Annotated in this window: 17 protein-coding genes; 14 read left to right on the forward strand and 3 right to left on the reverse strand. The window is 68.0% G+C overall.

Annotation, left to right across the window (positions count from 1 at the left end):
* Positions 1–182 precede the first annotated feature (182 nt).
* From O7621_RS28930 to O7621_RS28980, 11 genes are all read left to right on the forward strand, one after another.
* Positions 183–1,670, forward strand: coding sequence for an FGGY family carbohydrate kinase (locus tag O7621_RS28930; RefSeq protein WP_282232128.1), 1,488 nt, complete (start codon positions 183–185; stop codon positions 1,668–1,670).
* 57 nt (positions 1,671–1,727) lie between these two features.
* The gene (locus O7621_RS28935; protein WP_282232129.1) at positions 1,728–2,396 is read left to right on the forward strand and encodes a DUF2291 domain-containing protein; all 669 of its coding nucleotides are present in this window, start codon (positions 1,728–1,730) and stop codon (positions 2,394–2,396) included.
* Positions 2,393–3,943, forward strand: coding sequence for a sugar ABC transporter ATP-binding protein (locus tag O7621_RS28940; protein ID WP_282232130.1), 1,551 nt, complete (start codon positions 2,393–2,395; stop codon positions 3,941–3,943). Before O7621_RS28935 ends, O7621_RS28940 begins: the two co-directional genes overlap by 4 nt.
* Positions 3,940–5,088 carry an ABC transporter permease gene (locus O7621_RS28945; RefSeq protein ID WP_282232131.1) on the forward strand — a complete coding sequence of 383 codons (1,149 nt, stop codon included), beginning with the start codon at positions 3,940–3,942 and terminating at the stop codon, positions 5,086–5,088. The genes O7621_RS28940 and O7621_RS28945 overlap by 4 nt, the downstream gene beginning before the upstream one ends.
* 13 nt (positions 5,089–5,101) lie before the next feature.
* On the forward strand, positions 5,102–6,085 hold the full coding sequence (locus O7621_RS28950; RefSeq protein WP_282232132.1) for a D-ribose ABC transporter substrate-binding protein: 984 nt from the start codon (positions 5,102–5,104) through the stop codon (positions 6,083–6,085).
* A 92-nt stretch (positions 6,086–6,177) separates the two neighbouring features.
* Positions 6,178–7,170: a TIM barrel protein gene (locus O7621_RS28955; RefSeq protein WP_282232133.1), complete on the forward strand. Its 993-nt coding sequence runs from the start codon at positions 6,178–6,180 to the stop codon at positions 7,168–7,170.
* On the forward strand, positions 7,167–8,060 hold the full coding sequence (locus O7621_RS28960) for a transketolase (protein WP_282232134.1): 894 nt from the start codon (positions 7,167–7,169) through the stop codon (positions 8,058–8,060). Before O7621_RS28955 ends, O7621_RS28960 begins: the two co-directional genes overlap by 4 nt.
* On the forward strand, positions 8,057–9,010 hold the full coding sequence (locus O7621_RS28965; protein ID WP_282232135.1) for a transketolase C-terminal domain-containing protein: 954 nt from the start codon (positions 8,057–8,059) through the stop codon (positions 9,008–9,010). Before O7621_RS28960 ends, O7621_RS28965 begins: the two co-directional genes overlap by 4 nt.
* Before the next feature lie 24 nt (positions 9,011–9,034).
* The gene (locus tag O7621_RS28970; RefSeq protein WP_282232136.1) at positions 9,035–10,141 is read left to right on the forward strand and encodes a sugar-binding domain-containing protein; all 1,107 of its coding nucleotides are present in this window, start codon (positions 9,035–9,037) and stop codon (positions 10,139–10,141) included.
* Between the two features lie 718 nt (positions 10,142–10,859).
* Complete coding sequence (locus O7621_RS28975) at positions 10,860–13,343, forward strand: nucleoside hydrolase-like domain-containing protein (RefSeq protein ID WP_282232137.1); 2,484 nt, start codon at positions 10,860–10,862, stop codon at positions 13,341–13,343.
* Between the two features lie 226 nt (positions 13,344–13,569).
* Positions 13,570–15,261: a cellulose binding domain-containing protein gene (locus O7621_RS28980; RefSeq protein ID WP_282232138.1), complete on the forward strand. Its 1,692-nt coding sequence runs from the start codon at positions 13,570–13,572 to the stop codon at positions 15,259–15,261.
* Positions 15,262–15,386: 125 nt separating this feature from the next.
* Here O7621_RS28980 and O7621_RS28985 read toward each other — a convergent pair whose 3' ends face one another.
* The gene (locus tag O7621_RS28985; RefSeq protein ID WP_282232139.1) at positions 15,387–15,860 is read right to left on the reverse strand and encodes a DUF5980 family protein; all 474 of its coding nucleotides are present in this window, start codon (positions 15,858–15,860) and stop codon (positions 15,387–15,389) included.
* A 365-nt stretch (positions 15,861–16,225) separates the two neighbouring features.
* Between O7621_RS28985 and O7621_RS28990 the strand changes: the two genes are divergently transcribed.
* The 3 genes from O7621_RS28990 to O7621_RS29000 all read left to right on the forward strand — a co-directional run bounded on the left by O7621_RS28990 (position 16,226) and on the right by O7621_RS29000 (position 19,294).
* Positions 16,226–16,807, forward strand: a complete 582-nt coding sequence (locus O7621_RS28990) for a hypothetical protein (protein ID WP_282232140.1) — start codon at positions 16,226–16,228, stop codon at positions 16,805–16,807.
* 226 nt (positions 16,808–17,033) lie between these two features.
* Positions 17,034–17,558: a DoxX family membrane protein gene (locus tag O7621_RS28995; RefSeq protein WP_278174612.1), complete on the forward strand. Its 525-nt coding sequence runs from the start codon at positions 17,034–17,036 to the stop codon at positions 17,556–17,558.
* A gap of 209 nt (positions 17,559–17,767) precedes the next feature.
* On the forward strand, positions 17,768–19,294 hold the full coding sequence (locus tag O7621_RS29000; RefSeq protein ID WP_282232141.1) for a catalase: 1,527 nt from the start codon (positions 17,768–17,770) through the stop codon (positions 19,292–19,294).
* Between the two features lie 14 nt (positions 19,295–19,308).
* Here O7621_RS29000 and O7621_RS29005 read toward each other — a convergent pair whose 3' ends face one another.
* The gene (locus O7621_RS29005) at positions 19,309–19,851 is read right to left on the reverse strand and encodes a hypothetical protein (RefSeq protein ID WP_282232142.1); all 543 of its coding nucleotides are present in this window, start codon (positions 19,849–19,851) and stop codon (positions 19,309–19,311) included.
* Positions 19,844–21,190, reverse strand: coding sequence for a molybdopterin-dependent oxidoreductase (locus O7621_RS29010; protein ID WP_282232143.1), 1,347 nt, complete (start codon positions 21,188–21,190; stop codon positions 19,844–19,846). Before O7621_RS29010 ends, O7621_RS29005 begins: the two co-directional genes overlap by 8 nt.
* Between the last annotated feature and the right edge of the window lie 36 nt (positions 21,191–21,226).

A 21,226-nucleotide genomic window follows, 5' to 3' on the forward strand; every position in this document is an offset into this window, starting at 1 on the left:
CGAGCGACGGCGCTGGCCGACCCTGCCGGTCTCACCCAGCCCGCCGCTGCCCGGTGAACGCCGCCAGCGGACACAGATCGTGCAGTAACGGGTACGCAGCCGACTCTTGACACGTGGTGGTCACGGGGCCGTAACCTGATGACCAATTGATTCAATAGTGAATAGATATCCAGAGGGTGACGATGGACACGATCCTGTCGGTGGACCAGGGCACCACCAACACGAAGGCGTTGCTCGTCGACGGCTCCGGGACGGTCCTCGGCCGGGCGTCGGCCCCCGCAGGCGTCACCTTTCCCCGCCCGGGCTGGGTCGAACAGGACGCCGAGGAGCTGTGGCGCAGCGTTCTGACCGCGGTTCGGGACTGCCTCGACGCCGCAGGCGGCCAGACCCCCACCGCGGTCGCCGTGTCCAGCCAGCGGGAGTCCGTCGTCGGGTGGGACCGCCGCACCGGCCGGCCGATCGGCCCGGTGCTCAGCTGGCAGGACGCCCGAGCGGACGACAAGTGCCGGCAGCTGACCGCCGCCGGGCTGGCCGACACCGTACGCCAGCGGACCGGACTGCCGTTGGACCCGATGTTCTCCGCACCCAAGATGGCCTGGCTGCTGGCGGCGGCAGGTTTGACTCAACCCGGCACGGCGCAGCAGGCCGGGATCGCCGTGGGCACGGTCGACGCCTGGCTCGTCTGGAACCTCACCGGTGGAGCTGTGTTCGCCTGCGAGGCCGGCAACGCTTCCCGAACGCTGCTTTACGACCTCACGACGCTGGACTGGGACACGGACCTACTGACCGCGTTCGGCGTACCCCGCGCGGCTCTGCCCCCCGTGCGCGCCTCCGACGCGGGCTTCGGGGTCACCGCCGACCTCGGCGTACTGCCGGCGAAGTTGCCAGTCGCCGCAGTGCTGGCCGACTCGCACGCCGCGCTGTACCAGCACGGTTGTCACCTGCCCGGTACGGCGAAGGCCACCTACGGCACCGGGACCTCGGTGATGGCGGCGGTCGCGCGCCCCGACGTCCCGGCCGCCGGGGTGGCCACAACACTGGCCTGGCTGACCAGCAAGCCGACCTATGCCCGGGAAGGCAACATCATCGCGTCCGGAGCCGCGCTCGCCTGGATGGCCCGTACTCTCGGTCTGCCCGACGTGGGGCAGCTGGAGAAGGTCGCCGACGCGGTCGACGACGCCGGCGGTGTGCACTTCGTACCGGCGTTCTCCGGCCTCGGCGCCCCGTACTGGGACCGGTCCGCGACCGGCATCCTGACCGGAATCACCGGCGGCACCGACCGGGCGCATCTGGCGATGGCTGCCCTGGAGAGTGTCGCTCACCAGGTGACCGACGTACTCGAGGCGATCGAGGTCGACTCGTCCGCGATCGACGTGCTGCACACCGACGGTGCCGCCACCGCCAGCGGTCGACTCATGCGGTTGCAGGCCGACCTGTTGGGCCGGTCGATTCGGGTGGCGGACGCGGTGGACGCGTCCGCGCTGGGCGCGGCGACGCTCGCCCGGCAGTCGCTCGGCCTGACCGATGCCGACGCGGCGGTGTCCGCAGGCATGCTCGTCGAGCCCACCATGGCGGCCGAGGCTCGGGCCCGGCGCCGGACCGAGTGGGCCGCAGCCGTTGCGCGGTCCAGGGTCGGTCTGGTGTCTGACCTGCCGGACGTCGGCGACTGACGACCGGACGAGCCGCGACCCGTCCGCGACAACCCCGTCGAGAGGAGCACCTTCGCGATGACGCAGACAACCCGACAATCCGCCGTAGCGTTGCTACGCCGTCCCTCGGTGATCGGCGGTACGTGCCTGGTGGCGCTGCTGATCGCGATCGTGTCCACCACCAAGGTGGTCGATGCGGAGGAAGCCGCCGTCGCGGGTGCGGCACAGCAGTTCGACGCCTCCGAGTACGCCGCACAGCGCTACGACTCAGAGGTGGTGCCGGCCATCGAACAGAACGCGGTCGACATCGCCCAGCTGCTGGAGGCGGTCACCGCCGACCCGGCGGCGGCCGGGCAGGAGTACGGGCACCGCGACGGCCCGAACGCCCGCTATGCCTTTGCCGTCTCCGGCACCGGCGTGGCCGGACCAGTCGCGGGCACCCTGCTGCCACTGCAGATCGACGGGGTGCCCGCGGGGGTGCAGGTGAGTTTGCAGATCGGGCCGGCGATCAACGGCACCGCCCTTCGCGACGCCGTCGGCTTCATCACCTTCGACCAGTTCCTCAATCAGTTGGAGTACGCCGACGCCGCCACCGAGCTGAACAACCAGGTGAAGGCGAAGGTGCTGGCAGGGTTCGACGCCGAGGCCGCAGCCGGCGAGCAGGTGTCGTTCGTGGGTGCGTTCACCTACGGCAGCAACCCGGAGCTGATCCAGGTCACGCCGGTCGAACTGACGGTGGCACGGTGAACACCGCCGGGCCGGTGGTGATGCGCACCCGTGCGGTCAGCAAGGTGTACGGCGGCACCCACGCGCTCACCGAAGTCGATTTCAGCATCCGTACCGGCGCCGTCACCGCCCTGTTCGGTGAGAACGGCGCCGGCAAGTCCACCTTGATGAAGATCCTGGCCGGGGTGGAGACGCCGTCGAGCGGGGTGATCGAGATGGACGGCACGCCGGTGACGTTCCGGTCGGCCGCTGACGCCGTCCGGCACGGCGTCGCGATCATCCACCAGGAGCTCAACCTGTGCCCGAACCTCAGCGTGACCGACAACCTGTTCCTCCGGCGTGAGCGCACCGGGCGCGGAGGCCTGCTCGACTCTCGAGGGCAACGGCGGATCACAGCGGCCCTGCTGGACCGGCTGGAGGAGCCGATCGATCCGAACACCCTGGTCGGTGACCTTCGTCTGGGTCAGCAGCAGATCGTCGAGATCGCGCGTGCGATCTCGCTCGACACCCGGGTTCTGATCATGGACGAACCGACTTCCGCGCTGAGCGCTTCCGAGGTCGAGGTGCTGTTCCGGGTCATCCGCGAGCTGACCGGCAACGGTGTGGCGATCGTGTACATCTCCCACCACTTGGAGGAGGCACTGGAGATCGCCGACGATGTCGCCGTCCTGCGCGACGGGACGCTCATCGCCACCGACGACGCCGCCAACGTCGACCTGAACTGGATCGTCGCGAACATGGTCGGTCGCAGCCCGGACGACCTGTACCCGAAGCTGACGACTCCGGCGGGCGAGCCGCTGCTGCAGATTCGCGGGTTGAGCGTCGTGGACGCGACCAACCCGGCTCGCCTCGCCGTCGACAGTCTGGACCTGACCGTGCACGCCGGCGAGGTGGTCTGCCTGTACGGCCTGATGGGCGCTGGCCGTACCGAACTTCTGGAGGCGCTAGCCGGCCGGCTTCCGCTGCACGCTGGATCGGTCGCGGTAGCCGGCCGGGACGTCGCCTCGGCGGGCATCGCCGAGCGGATCAGCCTGGGGCTCGTACTGGTTCCTGAGGATCGTCAACGGGACGGCCTGGTGCAGACCATGTCGGTCGGCGAGAACCTGACACTGGCGGCGATCCGGCGGCTCCGGCTCGGGCCGCTCATCGCCCGGGCGAAGGAGGCCAGCGCGGTCGGCCGAACGATTGCCAGTGTCACGGTGAAGGCCGCTGGTGCCGGTGTAGCGATCTCTTCGCTGTCCGGCGGCAACCAGCAGAAGGTGGTGATCGGAAAGGCGCTGCTGACCGAGCCGCAGGTGCTGCTGCTGGACGAACCGACGCGGGGTATCGACGTCGGCGCCAAGGCGGACATCTTCACCCTGATGGCGGACCAAGCCCGGCAGGGTGTCGCGGTGCTGTTCGCCACCTCGGAGCTGGGTGAGGCGCTGAACGCCGCCACCCGGGTGGTGGTGATGTACCGCGGCCGGGTGGTGCAGATCCTGGACCCGGCGACCACCAGCAAGGAGCAGCTCATGGCGGCCTCCGGCGAGGCCGAGCCGCCGCCACCGTCGAATGGAGCGACCGCATGACCAGCATCCGCACCAGCGAGCCGGCCACCGCCACGGCCGGCGAACGCCGGCCGACGGTGCGATCGGGACCGACCTGGACCCGCCGGCTGGGTGACGCCGCCCTGGAGCTGCGGGCGTTCATCGCCCTCGCCGTCATCGTGGTCATCTTCGCTTCGCTGTCCGACACCTACCTGACCAGCAGCAACCTGATCACGATGACCCGCCATGTGGCGATCAACGCCATTCTCGCGCTGGGCATGCTGTTAGTCATCCTCACCGGCGGCATCGATCTGTCTGTCGGCTCGATCGTGGGGCTGTCCGGCATCGTCGCCGGGGTGCTGCTGCAGGGCTGGGAGATCAATTCCTTCGACGTCGTCCTGTACCCGCAGGTGTGGGCGGTGATCGTCATCTCCCTCGCGGTCGGGATGCTGGTCGGCGCGGTCAACGGGCTGCTCGTCGCACGATTCAACCTGGCCCCGTTCATCGCCACCCTCGGCATGCTGTACGTGGCGCGCGGGATCGCCATGCTGATCTCGGACGGCGCCACGTTCCCCCGGCTCGAAGGCAGCCCGGAACTGGGCAACACCGGTTTCGGCTTCCTCGGCCGCGGCCGACTGCTCGGTATTCCCACCTCGATCTGGATCATGGTGCTGCTGGCCCTGCTCGCGATGGTGCTGATCCGTCGGATGCCGTTCGGGCGCTGGTTGTACAGCGTCGGCGGCAACGAGCGGGCGGCCGAGCTGTCCGGCGTACCGATCCGCAAGGTCAAAATGTGGGTCTACATGCTATCCGGATTCTGTGCCGCCATGGTCGGTCTGATCATCGCCTCGGAGCTGACCTCGGCCGCGCCACAGTCCGGAGAGACCTTCGAACTCAACGCGATCGCCGCCGTCGTGATCGGCGGTGCGTCTCTGGCCGGCGGGCGGGGCACGGTCCGCGGCGCGTTGGTCGGTGCGTTCGTGATCGGTTTTCTCTCCGACGGTCTCGTGATGGTCGGAGTCTCGACGTTCTGGCAGATCGTGATCAAGGGAGCGGTGATCATCCTCGCCGTGCTGCTCGATCAGGGCCAGCAACGGCTCAAACGCTCCACTGCAGCTACGGCGGCGAGACAGGCATCCTCTCAGCCGCCGCCGACGGCACCCTCTTCCCCACAAAACCCCAACTGAGGAGGCAGCACCGATGTTCCGTTCTCCCGTACTGCGGGCGACCGCGCTGCTGGTCGCCGGGACGCTCGCCCTGGCGGCGTGCGGCACCGACGACGGCACCGCACCGGCCACCGACGATTCGACCGACTCGGCCGGCGGGCTGATCGCCGTCATCACCCCGTCGCACGACAACCCGTTCTTCAAGGCAGAGGCCGACGCGGCGGTGGCCAAGGCCGAGTCGCTCGGCTACGAGACGACGTCGACGTCGCACGACGACGACCCCAACAAGCAGTCCGAGCTGATCGATTCGGCGATCAGCGCTGGGGCCAAAGCGATCATCCTGGACAACGCCGGCGCCGACGCGTCGATCGGCCCGATCCGAAAGGCGGTCGAGGCCGACGTGAAGGTCTTCCTCATCGACCGGGAGATCAACGAGACCGGCCTGGCCACCGCGCAGATCGTGGCGAACAACTCACAGGGTGCTGCGCTGGTCGCCGAGGAGTTCGTCCGGGCGATGGACGGTAGCGGCGGTTACGTCGAGCTGACCGGCAAGGCCTCCGACACCAACGCCGGAGTTCGTTCCAGCGCCTACTCGGGTGTGATCTCGCAGTACCCGGACATGCAGCTGGTCGCCCAGGAGACGGCGAACTGGGACCAGCAGGAGGCGTTCACCAAGACGGAGACGATTCTGCAGACGAACCCGGACATCAAGGGCATTATTGCGGGTAACGACACGATGGCACTGGGTGCGCTGGCCGCGGTCAAGGCCGCCGGCCTGGGCGACGACATCGTCATCGCCGGCTTCGACGGCAGCCCGGACGCGGTGGCCGCGATCAAGGCCGGCGAGTTGCTCGCGACCGGCCTGCAGCCGGCCGTGCTGATCGCCGAAACCGCGGTGGAACAGGCCGACGAGGTGATTCGCACCGGTACCGCCAGCCAGCCCGAAAAGCAGTCCATCGACTGCGCCCTGATCACCGCGGACAACGCCGACTCGTACACCTTGTTCGCGCTGGAGTGACGTACGCCGCCCGGTAGGGGCGCTGGGAAGCTTTGCGCCCCTACCGGGCTCTGGTAACCTTCTAATGAATCGGATTTCGGAGTTGAATAGATATGCCTAGTGAGCCGAGGTTCGGTGCCGGACTGTGGCACTTCGCCAGTTACGTCGACCGCTACGCGGTGGACGGCTACGCCCCCGCTGTCACCACCCTGGAAGCAATAGCCCGGGCGGGCGAGGTCGGTGAGCTGTCCGTGGTCGATCTGAACTACCCGTTCACTGCGGGAGTCGGTCTGTCCGAGGTGAAGGACGCGCTTGCCGAGGCCGGCCTGGCTGCCATCGGCATCACGCCGGAGATCTACCTGCGCAGGTTCAGCAAGGGTGCCTTCACCAACCCGGACCCGGCGGTGCGGTCCGCCGCGCTCGACCTGATGCACGAGGCAGCCGGAGTCGTCCGCGAGCTCGGCGCCGACTACGTCAAGATATGGCCCGGTCAGGACGGCTGGGACTACCCGTTCCAGGTTGACCACCGGCAGCTCTGGGCACTGGCCGTCGACGGCATGCGCGAGCTCGCTGGCGCTCATCCCGACCTGAAGTTCGCCATCGAGTACAAGCCGCGCGAGCCCCGGGTGCACATGACCTGGGACTCCGCCGCCCGTTCGCTGCTGGGCATCCAGCAGATCGGCTTGGACAACGTCGGGGTCCTGCTCGACTTCGGTCACTCACTGTACGGCGGAGAGTCGCCCGCCGACGCCGCTCAGCTGCTCATCGACCACGGCCGGCTCTACGGGATGGACGTCAACGACAACCTCCGCGGCTGGGACGACGACCTGGTCGTCGGCACCGTCCACCTCACCGAGATCTTCGAGTTCTTCTACACCCTGCGGGTGAACAACTGGGAAGGCGTCTGGCAGCTCGACCAGTTCCCGTTCCGGGAGGACAGCATCGAGGCGGCCCGGCTGTCGATCCGCTTCCTCAAAGCGGTGCACCGAGGTCTGGATCTGCTCGACGTTCAGGCGCTACGCGAGGCACAGCACCGCCAGGACGCACTCACCGCACAACGCCTGGTGCAGGACGCCCTGCTGCGATCAATGGCAGTGGACCGATGAACGCGGCACCGGTCGCTGCCCCCGACACCCCGGCGCTGCCGGTTCTCGGTCGGATCGGCCCCGAGGCCGGCCGGGAAGCGATCATCGCGCACATCCGGGAGGGAGCCCGGCTCATCCGGCGGCGCGACATCAGCATGATCAACGCGGCCGGGCTGGGGCATGTCGGTGGCGAATTCAGTGTCATCGACATCCTGGCCACCCTCTATCTGCACGTGCTGGAGATCTCCGCAGACCATTTGGATGATCCGGAGCGAGATCGGCTCATCCTGTCCAAAGGTCACGCGGCCGGCGCACTCTACGCCACGCTGGCCGCCGCCGGTCTGCTCGACCCGGTCGCCCTGGACACATTCCTGCAGCCGCTGTCGAAGCTCAACGGACATCCCGACCGGACCAAGGTCCGCGGTGTCGAGGCCAACACCGGCCCGCTCGGGCACGGACTGCCGATCGCGGTCGGCACCGCCCTGGCCGGCAAGCTCGACGGTTCCCGTCGACGCACCTTCGTCGTCCTCGGCGACGGCGAGTTGCAGGAGGGCTCCAACTGGGAGGCGATGATGGCCGCCGCACACCACCGGTTGGAGCGCCTCACCGCGATTGTCGACCGCAACCGGCTGCAGCAGGGTGCCCGGGTCGCTGACACCAACGAGCTGGAGCCACTCGCGGACAAGATCCGTGCCTTCGGTTGGCAGCCGGTCGAGGTAGACGGACACGACCACGGCGCGCTGCTCGACGTGCTCACCCGCGCCCCGGCCGACGGCAAACCCACGTTCGTGATCGCCCACACGGTGAAGGGCCATCCGATCACCTTCATGAGCGACGAGGTCGCCTGGCACCACAAGGTCCCCGACGCCGACCAGGTTGCCACCGCCCTCGCTGAGTTGGAGACAGAGTGAGCACCTTGACGACCGATCAGGTCCTGCACGACTGCCGCGACGCCTACGCGGCGACCCTCGTCGAGCTCGCAGCAACCGATCCACGGATCGTCGCGGTGGTCAACGACTCGGTGGGTTCCAGCAAGCTGAGCGAGTTCAGCAGCAGATTTCCTGACCGGCTGATCAACGTCGGCATCGCCGAGCAGGACATGGTGGGCGTTGCCGCCGGCCTGGCCAACGGCGGGAAGATCCCGTTCGTCTCGGCCGCCTCGTGTTTCCTCACCGCCCGCGCGCTCGAGCAGATCAAGGTCGACGCCGCGTACTCCAACCACAACCTGAACCTGTGCGGGATGAGCCCGGGCATGGCGTACGGCGAACTGGGACCCACCCACCACTCGATCGAGGACCTGGCCTGGCTCCGTGCCATACCCAATCTCACGGTCATCGTGCCCAGCGACCCCGCCGAGACCGGACAGGCGGTCCGCTGGGCGGCCGGACATCCCGGGCCGGTCTTCATCCGGGTCAGTCGGATGGGAGTCGCTGCGGTCAACGCCGAGAACTACCGCTTCGTGGCCGGGCAGGCGGTCCGGCTCCGCGAAGGAACCGACCTCACAATCATCGCCAACGGAACCGTCGTGGCCGCGGCGATGGAGGCCGCCGGGCTGCTGAGTCGACTTGACATCGAGGCCCGGGTGCTGTCGATGCCGACCGTGAAGCCGCTCGACGTCGACGCCGTCGTCGCGGCGGCTCGGGACACCGGCGCGATCGTCACCGTCGAAGAGGCGCTGACCACGGGTGGTCTGGGCGGAGCGGTCGCGGAGACCGTTGTGCAGCACCATCCGGTTCCGGTCAGGTTCGTCGGCGTCCCCGGCGTATTCGCGCCCACCGGTTCGGCCCGATGGCTGCTGGATCACTTCGGGATCTCTCCCGCCGGCATCGTGGACGCGGCCCACCGGGCGCTTCGACGCTGACCCACACGGGGTTCCGAGTAGGCCGTGCTGCGCGTGCGCCTGCCGACCGGAAGGCGGGCGCTACGATCGGCAGGGATCGGCCAACCGGCTCTCGGGCAAGTGCCAGAGGGCAGCCACCAAGCCGCAGCTGAGGAGGACGTCGTCGGCACGAAACCACGAGCGGCATACAGCGACGACCAGGTTCGGCTTGTCGCGAAGGTCGCCCGCATGTACCACGAACGGAACATGCGGCAGACCAGCATCGCCGATGAGTTGCACATCTCGCAGGCACGTGTGTCCAGGCTGCTTAAACGAGCTACTGAGATCGGCATCGTCCGGACGATCGTGTCGCTGCCGGCCGGTGTCCACACCGACTTGGAGGAGGCCATCGAGCAGCAGTACGACCTACATGAGGCCGTGGTGGTCGATGCCTCGAGCGTGGATGATCTGCTCCCAGCTCTGGGCGCGGCGGCAGCTGAATACCTGGAGACCACCCTCACCGGCGGGGACCGGGTCGGTATCTCCTCGTGGAGCGCGACTCTGCTGGCCGCCGTCGAACGGATGCGTCCGTCCCGCACCCGCGTCGTTGATCAGGTTGTCCAGATCGTCGGTGGTGTCGGGAATCCTCGCGTGCAGGTACGCGCAAACCTGCTGATGAGCCGATTCGCGGCGATGACCGGAGCCGAGCCACTCTTCATGCCGGCGCCGGCGATGCTCGGCACCGAGGCTGCTCGCGAGGCGTTGTTGCGGGATCCCACCGTCGCGGAAGTGCTGCAGACCTGGCCGAAGCTGACGATGGCACTGGTCGGCATCGGCAGCCTCGAGCCCTCGCCGCTGCTACTCGAGAGCGGCAACGCCCTCGCGGAGCCTGACCAGGCGGCCCTACGCGCTGGCGGTGCCGTAGGGGATGTCTGTCTGCGGTTCTACGACGCCGTAGGTCAGGCCGTGCACACCCCGCTCGGCGACCGAATCCTTGGCATCAGTCCCACAGAGTTGCAGACGATTCCTCGGCGGGTCGCCGTCGCTGGCGGGCGGAACAAGCTCGCCGCCATCCGCGGCGCGCTGCTCGGCAAGCACGTCAATGTGCTCATCACCGATCTCACGGTCGCCCAACTCCTGGTTGACACCCCAGATCGACCTACTTCCCGGTAGCTCATCCGATTTTGTTTCGCCGAGGCCAGCGAAACTGGTAAGTCTGGCAGGTCGACAAGATTGCCTACTTCCGCAGTCAACCGATGTCGCACCCTCGTCGAGTAGGTATTCATAACCGACTTTCCTTGCAGCGCCCGACCTCTACTGGCATGATGAGGTGTGGACAACACGCGCTGGGAGCCCAGAAGCGCTGATGTTCCGTGGCCGAGGGCAACGGCGACGGATGCACCCATTCCTCGACGACGTAGCTGAGGGCAAAGGCCAGCAGTAGCACGCCGGCCACCCGGCGAGAAGCAGGCCCACGCCCTCAGCTACGCCCATCCCGGCGTCGCGCGGTCACCGCAGCGACGCTCGCTGTCGCATGCGCAGCGCCCACTGGAAAGCGTCAGCCCGGCCGGGCACCCCACAAACACCGACGCCATTCAAGGCGAAACAGCACACCCAACGGACATAGAATAGATATTCAGTGACGACTACCCTTGCAGCTGCGATTCCCGTCTGCGACGATGACTGTCGATATGGCGTTCGGGAGACCGGAGGTTCTGCTCATTCTGTGGCCGAGGGCAACGGCCGCAGAAGCTTCCGTCCTTCATACCCGCAGCTGGGGCGGCAGCCGGCGACATGTCCGTTCACCTTCTGGCAGCAATGCGCTCGACTCAGGTCCAGCTGCGCTATTCGCCGCCCATCGTCCTGATTAGGGCGGCAGAGAGGAAGCCCGATGAGGCTTGCCAAACACAGGAGATTTCGACTGTCCGGACTCCGACGTAGCGCCCTTGCCGCGACTGCGCTCGTCGTTGCTTCCGGCGCAACAGTCGCCGTCGCCACTCAAGCCAACGCCGCAGCCGGTTGCCGGGTCGACTACAACATCACCAGCCAATGGTCCGGCGGCTTCGGCGCAACCATCGACATCACGAACCTCGGCGACCCGATCTCGGGCTGGACCCTACAGTTCACCTTCCCCGCAGGCCAGACAATCACTCAGCTCTGGAACGGCTCAGTCAGCCAGTCCGGCAGCAACGTGACCGTCAGAAACGCCTCGTACAACGGCAACATTCCCACCAACGGCACCGTCAGCCCAGGGTTCAACGGAGCCTGGACCAACAACAACCCGGAGCCCACCTCGTTCACCCTGAACGGCACCGTCTGCACCGGCTCCACCACCCCAACCACAGCACCACCAACCACAGCACCACCAACCACAGCACCACCAACCACAGCACCACCCACTCAGACGGTCTTCGCCATCAACGCTGGCGGCAGCGCCTTCACCAGCTCGGACGGCACCGCCTTCGCTGCCGACACCGGCTTCTCCGGCGGCTCCACCTACACCGTCAGCGACTCCATCAACGGCACTACCGACGACGCTCTCTTTCAGAGCGAACGCTACGGCAACTTCAGCTACTCAGCCGCAGTGCCGAACGGCTACTACACCGTCACCCTCTACTTCGCCGAGGTCTACCACACCGCGGCCGGCCTCCGGAGCTTCGACGTCCTCATGGAGGACGCCGAACAGGTCAGCGACCTCGACATCTTCGCCCGAGTCGGCGCGGACACCGCCTATACCACCCAGAGCTCCGTGGCGGTCGGCGACGGCACCATCAACATCCAGTTCGTATCCAACGTCGAGAACGCAAAGGTCAACGCCATCAAAGTCGCCCGCGCCAGCAACCCCGGCGACCCAGTGGCCGCCTTCACCATCACCCCGACCAACCCCAAACCCGGCGACACCATCACCGTCGACGCCACCGCATCCTATGACCTCGACGGCACCATCACCGCCTTCCGCACCGACTACGGCAACGGCACCGTCAAGACCGGCGCAGTCACCACCCACCAGTACTCCGCTGCGGGCACCTACACCGTCACCGTCACCGTCACCGACAACGACGGCCGCACCAACTCCCTCGCCAAGTCGGTATCGGTACGAGCCGCGTCCTCGAAGCCGCGGGTCATCAACACGACCGACCTGGGGGCTGACCCGGACGACCTGCAGTCGCTCGTTCGTATGCTGGTGATGGCCAACGAGGTGGACCTGGAAGGCATCATCGGCAGCACCAGTTGCTGGCGGCCGACGCAAAGCTCCTCCAACATGAGCAACCTGCTCAATCCCCGGCTGAACGCGTACGGTCAGGTACTGTCCAACCTGCAACGGCACGCCGACGGATACCCGAGCCTGTCGTACCTGCAGTCCATCTCGAAGCTGGGTCAGACCGGCTACGGCATGGACGCGGTCGGTTCGGGTAGGGACACCCCCGGCTCAGAGCTGATCATCGCTGCGGTGGACCGGGACGATCCCCGACCGGTTTGGGTCAACTTCTGGGGTGGCGGCAACACTTTGGCGCAAGCGGTCTGGAAGGTACAGAACACTCGCAGCCAGGCAGAGGTCAACCGGTTCATCAGCAAGCTCCGGGTGTACGACATCCTCGGTCAGGACGATGCTGGCGCGTGGTTGACGAAGAATTACCCGAACCTCGTCTACATCCGCGCAAAGAACCTGGTGTACAGCTGGCAGCCGTCGGACGGTTGGTTGGACTCCAACGTCCAGAACCACGGCCCCCTGGGGGCGCAGTACCCGGACAAGCAGTGGGCGACCGAGGGTGACACCCCGGCGTTCCTGCACCAGATCGCGAACGGGCTGACCGATCCGGACCACGTGGACTGGGGCGGCTTTGGCGGTCGGTTCGGCCCGGCCGAAAGGTCCGCTGTACGTGGTATGTCCTGCAGCGGTCGGCTCGACCACGAGCCGTCGTTCGACCCCTACTACATGTACACCGACGCGTCGGAGGGTGGCAGCTCGATCAACCGGTGGAGCACCGCCATTCACAACGACTTCGCGGCCCGGATGGACTGGAGCATCACCAGCAGCTACTCCGGCGCCAACCACCATCCGATCGCCGTGCTCAACGGTGACACCACCAAGGATGTCCTGGAGATGTCCGCCTCCGCTGGCTCCAGTGTGAATCTCAGCGCAGCCGGCTCCAGCGACCCGGACGGCAACTCACTGGCGTACACGTGGTCGTACTACGACGAGCCCAGCTCGTACAACGGCAGCGTGTCGATCAGCAACAGCTCTGGTACCTCGGCCACGGTGCAGATCCCGTCGAACGCAGGCGGGCAGAGCATCCACATCATCCTGCAGGTACGTGACAACGGATCGCCCAACCTGTACTCCTTCCGGCGGATGGTGATCAACGTCCGGTAGGTCAGGTCAGCCGCCGGCCGTGGGGACGGAGCGGCGGCCAAGGGGCGCCTCCCAGGCAGGACGCTGTTGGTCCGCCTGGGAGGCGCCCTGCTTCCTGTGGTCCGACCGGCCAGCACCCCCGCCGCCCATTGACATGTTTCGTTGTATCGTTCGAAACTTATCGCTGTGGCATCCGCGATCTTCGATCGATGTCGCAACCATCACCTAGCCGGAAGGGAGAGCCCTGGTGATCCTCAGCTCGGGCCACTCGAAGATCCGTTCGGCGGTCGTCATGCTGTCCACAGCAGCCCTCGCGGTCGCTGGAGCCATGACAGTACTGGCGGGAACCCGCGCCGCCGACGCCGCCGTCGGCACCCTCGCCTTCGCCTCGGATGTCGAGGATGAGGGCGCCGACTGCCCCGTACCCAATCCAGGTTCCTTCAGCCCCAGCTCCCGACTTCCAGATCCGTTCCGGAAAATCGACGGTTCGCGGATCACCACCAAGGCCGAGTGGGTATGCCGGCGGGCCGAGATCCGGGAACAGGCCGAACGGTACGTCTACGGTGACAAGCCGGCGAAACCGGCCACCGTCACCGGCACCGTGACCAGTTCCAACATCACGGTGAACGTCTCGCACAACGGCCGCAGTTCCAACTTCTCGGCCAGCGTCCAACTGCCCAGCGGATCCGGACCCCACCCGGCCGTCATCGTCTACGGCGGTTTCGGCGCGGACACCGCCACCATCCGGTCCGCCGGCGCCGCCGTGATCAGCTTCGACCCGTTCTCCGTCGGGCAGGAAGGCACCGGACGCAGCAACAAGCAGGGTGCCTTCTACAGCATCTACGGCTCGTCCAGCAGCACCGGACTGCTGATGGCCTGGGCGTGGGGCGTCAGCCGGATCATCGATGTCATCGAGCAGTCCGGCGGCAACATCCTGCGGACCGACATCGGCGTCACCGGCTGCTCCCGGTTCGGCAAGGGGGCCTTCGTGGCCGGCGTGTTCGACCAGCGGGTGGCGCTGACCATGCCGATCGAGTCGGGCAGCGGCGGCGCGCCTGCCTTCCGCGCGATCGCTCAGGAGGGCGGGGCACAGCCGCTGAGCAGCGCGTACGGCGAGCAGCCATGGCTCGGCGACGCATTCGGCTCGTACACCGGCAACCCGGCCGGCCTGCCGGTGGACACCCACCAGATGGTCGGCATGGTCGCCCCACGTGGCCTGTTCATCATGGAGAACCCGCACATCGACTGGCTGGCCGCCCAGTCGGGCAGCGTCGCCGCGCTCGGTGGCGCCGAGGTCTACCGGGCGCTCGGGGCGTACGAGAACATCACCTACTGGTCCGCGGTCTCCGACGGCACCCACTGCGCCAGTCGGTCGGAGTGGCGCACCCCGCTGCAGCAGCACATCCAGAAGTACCTGCTGAAGACCGGCAGTGCGGCCGGCACCTTCCGGATCGCCAGCAACAAGTCAGGAAACCTGGCCCAGTGGCGGGACTGGACGACGCCGGCCCTCGCCGACGGCCCGACCACCCCGCCCCCGACCACCGCTCCACCCACGACCCCACCACCCACGACCCCACCGCCGACCACCGCTCCACCAACTACCGCTCCACCGACCACCCCACCGCCGCCGACCACACCGCCGCCCGCCGGCGGCTGCACGGCGACGGTGTCGGTCAACCAGTGGCCGGGCGGCTTCGTCGCCACCGTACGGGTGACCGCCGGCTCCTCGCCGGTCAACGGCTGGTCGGTCACCATGGCCCTGCCGTCGGGCGCCAGCGTGACCAACGCCTGGAACGCCAGCCGGAGCGGCAACAGCGGCACCGTCCAGTTCAGTAACGTCAGCTACAACGGCAACATCGGTGCCGGCCAGTCGACCGAGTTCGGCTTCCAGGGCACCGGCACCGGCACCGGCATGACCCCCACCTGCTCAGCCGGGTAATCCGCCCGCGGGACCAGTGAGGACCTCGTCGCGGGCGCGCCGGCGGCGAGCCGGTCACACCCACGGCGAGGTCCTCACTGGCACCTGGATCGAAACACCCCTAGGTCGCGGCAATCCTCAGCGGGTTACCAGGGGGAACAGCCCCACTGCTCCTGAATTGTGATCAGTACCGGCATGCTCTGGGTCACCACGCCATCCGTCAGCGTCATCTCGGCCCGGTACTCCCCGAAGTCCAGCGGCGGCAGGGTCATCGCGACCCAGGCCATGCCGACGTACCGGTCACCGTTGGACCCCGGCGCGATCGGATGTGGCAGGCCCCAGTCCGTACCCTCGGGTAGACCGTGCATGTCGACGTGCAGGGGCGATGACCACGAGCCAGCGACGAATGCGATGAAGTACGTGAAGTTGGATTGGCCAGCCGGAAGGCATACACGCTGCTCATAGTCGGACAGGTGCCAGGTCGCCTGCGAGGTTCCGGCGGCAGGTGCCGCCGATCCCGTGCCGACGGCCGCCGACGCGGTCGATGGACTTATCGCCAAGGTCAGCGCCAAGCCGGTTGCCACGGCGAGCGCCATCTTGACTGAGCGGGTCAATCTCACGATGAGCCTCCTTCGGTGATGCGGCCTCGGACGACCTCCAACCCCAGAACCCGGTCCACACCCGGTTCGCCGCCCTCGTGCACGGAGTATCACGTGGATACTCCTCGAGCACCACGCACCTCTTGGGTATCCCCTACATCCACACCAGCATCGATGTTGCTGAATCAGTCTGCTCGTGCTGAAATGACTCACATCGCCGCAGCGTGGGGGCAACCGCGCTGAGAACGGCCAGCCGGGAGCATCGCAGCGTCGACAGCGCGGCACCTGGCAGACACCCGCGCCGCACCGCCCGACGGGCTGCCCGTCAGCAACATCCACTCTGGTCTGCCAAGGCATCGATTTCGGCGACGAGGTGAGAAGTAGCCATGGTTTCCCGGGAAAGATTTGCCAGCTGGTACCGAAACCGCTTTGCCTGGGTGGCGGTGATCCTGCTCGCGACGTCGGTCAGCGTGGTCGTACTGGTCGACTCGGCCGACCCCGACCTGACACCGGCGGATCTGCGCGGACAGATCATGACCCGGATGCGCGTTACGCTCGAAGAGGCGGACCCGGAGCAGCACAACCACGCCGGACACATCGTGCAGGCGGCCAACGGGGACGAGCCGGCACCGGCGGTGATCTGCGGGGTCCACGTCTACGGCCACGAGCCGGCCGACGTCGACAAGCTCGCCGACGTACGGACCGTCTACGGCTTCCACCTGTGCGGGGTCGCCGGACCCGACCGCCCCTGGGACGTCGCTCCGAAGCTCGCCGGTCCGGTGATCATGGACCTGTCCACCGAGCCACCGGGGATCCAGGTGGTCGAGGCCACCGCTGAGATCATGTTCGTCGACCGGCTGCGGCAGATGTTTCCGGCCAAGTACGCGGAGCTGGCGATGAAGGAAGCCCTGGCCGAAGCGGAGATGGTCGATCTGCGTCGCCGTTACGACGCCGCAGCCGGACTCTGACCACGCCGAACGGAGCGCCGACGGCGCCGACGGACGTCCCGTGGTGGCCGGGACCTTGGTCCCGGCCACCACGGGTGTTCCGCCTCAGGCGCCGGGAACCGCCAACGCGGGAAGCTCATCTCGTCACAGCGAGATACGAGTCGCGGAGGCGACGATGACCACCACCCAGCACACCAGCCACCGGTCGATCGAACGGCCCCTCGAGCGCGCCGAACTCCCCGGCGCGATGCTGACCACCACCGCCGCCCGGGCCCTGGCCGTGCTGCGGATCTCCACCGGATTCGTCTTCCTCTGGGCGTTCCTCGACAAGACCTTCGGCTTCGGCTTCGCCACCCCGGCCGAGCGGGCCTGGGTCAACGGCGGCTCGCCGACCAAGGGCTTCCTCTCCTCGGTCGAGGTCGGCCCGCTGCAGTCGTTCTTCCACTCGATCGCCGGCACCTGGTGGGCCGACACCCTGTTCATGACCGGTCTCGGTGCCATCGGCATCGCCCTGATCGCCGGCATCGGGCTGCGCGTCGCCGCCGCTTCCGGCGCCCTCATGATGGTGTTCATGTGGCTCGCCGAGTTCCCGCTCGACCGCGTCACCGCGAGCGGCGAACCCGCCCACGCGACAAACCCGCTGGTCGACTACCACATCGTCTACGCGGTCGTCCTGGTCGTCCTCGCTGCCGCGTACGCCGGCCACACCTGGGGTCTCGGCCGGCTCTGGGCGAAGCTGCCCTTCGTGCAGCGCAACCGCTGGATGATCTGACCTTCCTCCCCCGGTCGGTGTGCCGGACCGTTCCTCGCGGTCCGGCACCCCGACCGGGTGCCGGCCGTGCCGGTCGGCACGGCCACCCGCATCGCCTGCTCGGGGATCCGGCGTCGGGCCCGGCGGCCGAGCACGCAGGGCTGAAAGCGTCGTTGGTTGGGTATGGGTGCCAGTAGCGCACGGACTTGCCGCCGACCCGAGGAGAGCTCGTGACCGACCAGCGACAACGCCCACCGACCACCACCGACGCCGGGGTGCCGGTCGCCAGTGACGAGCACTCGCTCACCGTCGGCCCGAACGGCCCGCTGCTGCTGCAGGACCACTACCTGATCGAGCAGATGGCGAACTTCAACCGGGAGCGGATCCCGGAGCGGCAGCCGCACGCCAAGGGCGGCGGCGCGTTCGGCGTGTTCCAGGTGACCGGCGACGTCAGCGCGTACACCCGGGCGACGGTCTTCCAGCCCGGCACCGAGACCGAGGCGATCGTCCGGTTCTCCACCGTCGCCGGGGAACGGGGCAGCCCGGACACCTGGCGTGACCCGCGCGGCTTCGCCGTGAAGCTGTACACCAGCGACGGCAACCTCGACATCGTCGGCAACAACACGCCGATCTTCTTCATCAAGGACCCGATGAAGTTCCAGCATTTCATCCGGTCGCAGAAACGCCGGGCCGACAACAACCTGCGCGACCACGACATGCAGTGGGACTTCTGGACCCTGTCGCCGGAATCCGCGCACCAGGTCACCTGGTTGATGGGCGACCGGGGCATTCCACGTACCTGGCGGCACATGAACGGGTACGGCAGCCACACGTACATGTGGATCAACTCGCGGGGCGAGAAGTTCTGGATCAAATACCACTTCAAGACCGACCAGGGCATCGAGTTCTTCACCCAGGACGAGGCGGACCAGATGGCGTCGGCCGACACCGACTACCACCAGCGGGACCTGTTCGAGCACATCGCCGCCGGACAGTTCCCGTCCTGGACGCTGTACGTGCAGGTGATGCCGTTCGAGCAGGCCAGGACGTACCGGTTCAACCCGTTCGACCTGACCAAGGTATGGCCGCACGGCGACTACCCGCTGCACGAGGTGGGCCGGCTGACCCTGAACCGCAACGTCACCGACTACCACACCGAGATGGAACAGGCGGCGTTCGAGCCGAACAACGTGGTGCCCGGCACCGGGCTCTCCCCGGACAAGATGCTGCTGGCCCGCGGGTTCAGCTACGCCGACGCGCACCGCGCCCGGCTCGGCGTCAACTACCGGCAGATCCCGGTCAACTCGCCGAAGGTGCCGACGCACAGCTACTCCAAGGACGGCGCGATGCGCGTGCACAACGTCACCGACCCGGTGTACGCGCCGAACTCGTACGGCGGACCGCAGGCGCAGCCGGATCTCACCGACGACGGCGGCACCTGGTACGCCGACGGCGAGATGGTCCGGGCGGCATACTCGTCGCACGCCGAGGACGACGACTGGGGGCAGGCCGGAACCATGGTCCGCCAGGTGCTGGACGACGCGGCCCGCGACCGGCTGGTCGACAACATCGTCGGGCACCTGCTCAACGGGGTGAGCGAACCGGTGCTGCAGCGTGCCTTCGAGTACTGGCGCAACGTCGACAAGAGCATCGGCGACCGGGTGGCCGCCGGAGTCCGGGCCAAGCAGGATGAGAACGACCCGAAGGCGGCGAAGCAGGCCAATCCCGCCCGGTCCAGCATGCAGGCCAAGGCCTGACGGGACGTTGTGGATCATCGGCGGCTCCGCCACCGGGCACGGGGCAGGCGGACGGCGAGCCACAGCCCGCTGACGGCGAACATCGCCACGCTGGCCAGCAGCCAGCGAGTCAGGTACGGCTGCTGGGTCAGGCCGGTCGCGGCGGTGAACGTGCCGCCGCCCAGCCGCAGGATGCCGGGCAGGTAGACGACGAACAGCAGCGCCGCGCCGAGCGCCGGCACCCGGACGTGGTTCGCCACGGACAGCCGGGCCGGGCGGCTACCGTTCCCGACATCCGTCTGGGTCGCGGTCGCGGACCGGGTGGCGGCGGCGGGCCGGGTCGCGGTGAGCAGCGCCCGGTCGGCGGCCGCGTAGACCGGGAACATGACCAGGTCGTGCACGATCACTGCGGCCACGAACCAGATCAGCATCCGTACGGCGGTCGCCTCGCCGGCCAGCCGCAGCACCACCCAGCCGGTGACCGCGAAACAACCCACCAGCAACAGCAGGTGCCACCACGGCGCCCCGTAGCCGGCCCGGAGCCGCCCGGCCACCAGTTGCCTGCTCCGGTCACCCATCACCGTCACCGTCGCCGCTGAACTCGATGGTCACCACCCATTTGGTGCAGTGCACGCCGGGCAGCGCCGGCACGATGATCCGGGCCGGAAAGCCGTGATCGAGGGAGAGGTCGACGCCGTTGACCCGCAGCGCCAGCAGCGAGTCCGGGTCCAGCACCTGGTTGGCCTGCAGGGTCGCCTTGTTGAACAGGCCGCCGCGCTGCATCGAGGTGACCCGGGCCGACGCCGGCTCGGGCACTCCGACCTCGGCAGCCAGGTCACGCAGCCGTACCCCGGTCCAGGTCTGCAGGGTCGACCAGCCCTCCACACACGCGATCGGCAGCCGGGCGGTGTGCGACGGCATGCCGAGCAGCTGTTCCCGGCTCAGCCTCACCACCCGGCCGTCGTCACCGAGCAGCTCCAGCCGCCAGCCGTCGCCGGTGTCGGCCGGCCTGATCCCGGCCGCCGCGGCGGTGCGGTTGACCGGGAAGCCGTTCGGTCCGTCACCGGCCGGTCGACCACGGGGCAGCAGCAGGGCCAGCCGCCGCCACGGGCCGTCCAGGCTCTGCCCGACGGTGAGCACGGCCAGCAGCAGCGACCCGCCGCCGATCAGGGCGAGCGCTCCCCGGCGGCTGATCGTCGCCGGGACGGGCCGCGGGGCGACCAGGCCGTCCGGGTCGGGCGACTCGGGCCGGGTGTCGGCCCGCGAGGTGCGCAGTTCGGCACGCAGCGACCGGGACCGCAGCGCGGTGACCATCCGGGGCAGCTTGAGTACGACGTGGACGACGAACGCGGCGGTGAACACCCACGCGCCGAAATAGTGCGCGGTGTAGAAGTCAAACCCGAACAGGTACGCGTACTGCACGTTGAGCACACCGGTGACGGTCTGGAACAGAATCCCGCCGACCAGCAGCAGCAGGGAGATCCGCTCCAGTGCCTGCGCCACCGACCGCACCGGCGGCCAGGCGAACAGTTTCGGAATCACCGACCACAGTTTGGCCAGGATCACCGGGATCAGCGCGATCCCCAACGCCACGTGCAGGCCCTGGTTGACCCGGAACAGCCAGGACGGGCGGGTCGGCCAGTCGAAGTACGGCAGCCGCAGCCAGCCGACGTCGCGCGGGAACGCCTGCCCGAACTGCGGCCCGTAGGCGATGTAGTCGAGCAGCCCGGTGATCATCACCACCGGCAGGCCGATCAGCAGGACGAGGCCGAGGACCGAGGTCAGCCAGGGGCCGCGCAGCGGGCTGCGCCAGCGGCGGGCAACGTCGAACGGGCCGGCGGAGGTGGGACCGGCGGGCCTGGTGGAGGTAGGACGGGCGGAGCCGGGGTCCGGTGCCGGATCGGTGGTGGCGGCCATGTACCGGGACGCTAGTTCGCGACGACCCGGTCAGGG

It is taken from the genome of Solwaraspora sp. WMMD937 (assembly GCF_029581175.1).
Taxonomy (GTDB): domain Bacteria; phylum Actinomycetota; class Actinomycetes; order Mycobacteriales; family Micromonosporaceae; genus Micromonospora_E.

Excerpts from the sequence above, each read along its gene's own strand:
- O7621_RS28995 (WP_278174612.1), top strand. The coding sequence starts at position 17,034 with ATGCTGACCACCACCGCCGCCCGGGCCCTGGCCGTGCTGCGGATCTCC.
- O7621_RS28945 (WP_282232131.1), top strand. The coding sequence starts at position 3,940 with ATGACCAGCATCCGCACCAGCGAGCCGGCCACCGCCACGGCCGGCGAA.
- O7621_RS28960 (WP_282232134.1), top strand. The coding sequence starts at position 7,167 with ATGAACGCGGCACCGGTCGCTGCCCCCGACACCCCGGCGCTGCCGGTT.
- O7621_RS29005 (WP_282232142.1), bottom strand. The coding sequence starts at position 19,851 with ATGGGTGACCGGAGCAGGCAACTGGTGGCCGGGCGGCTCCGGGCCGGC.
- O7621_RS28935 (WP_282232129.1), top strand. The coding sequence starts at position 1,728 with ATGACGCAGACAACCCGACAATCCGCCGTAGCGTTGCTACGCCGTCCC.
- O7621_RS28975 (WP_282232137.1), top strand. The coding sequence starts at position 10,860 with ATGAGGCTTGCCAAACACAGGAGATTTCGACTGTCCGGACTCCGACGT.
- O7621_RS28955 (WP_282232133.1), top strand. The coding sequence starts at position 6,178 with ATGCCTAGTGAGCCGAGGTTCGGTGCCGGACTGTGGCACTTCGCCAGT.
- O7621_RS28950 (WP_282232132.1), top strand. The coding sequence starts at position 5,102 with ATGTTCCGTTCTCCCGTACTGCGGGCGACCGCGCTGCTGGTCGCCGGG.
- O7621_RS29010 (WP_282232143.1), bottom strand. The coding sequence starts at position 21,190 with ATGGCCGCCACCACCGATCCGGCACCGGACCCCGGCTCCGCCCGTCCT.
- O7621_RS28990 (WP_282232140.1), top strand. The coding sequence starts at position 16,226 with ATGGTTTCCCGGGAAAGATTTGCCAGCTGGTACCGAAACCGCTTTGCC.
- O7621_RS28930 (WP_282232128.1), top strand. The coding sequence starts at position 183 with ATGGACACGATCCTGTCGGTGGACCAGGGCACCACCAACACGAAGGCG.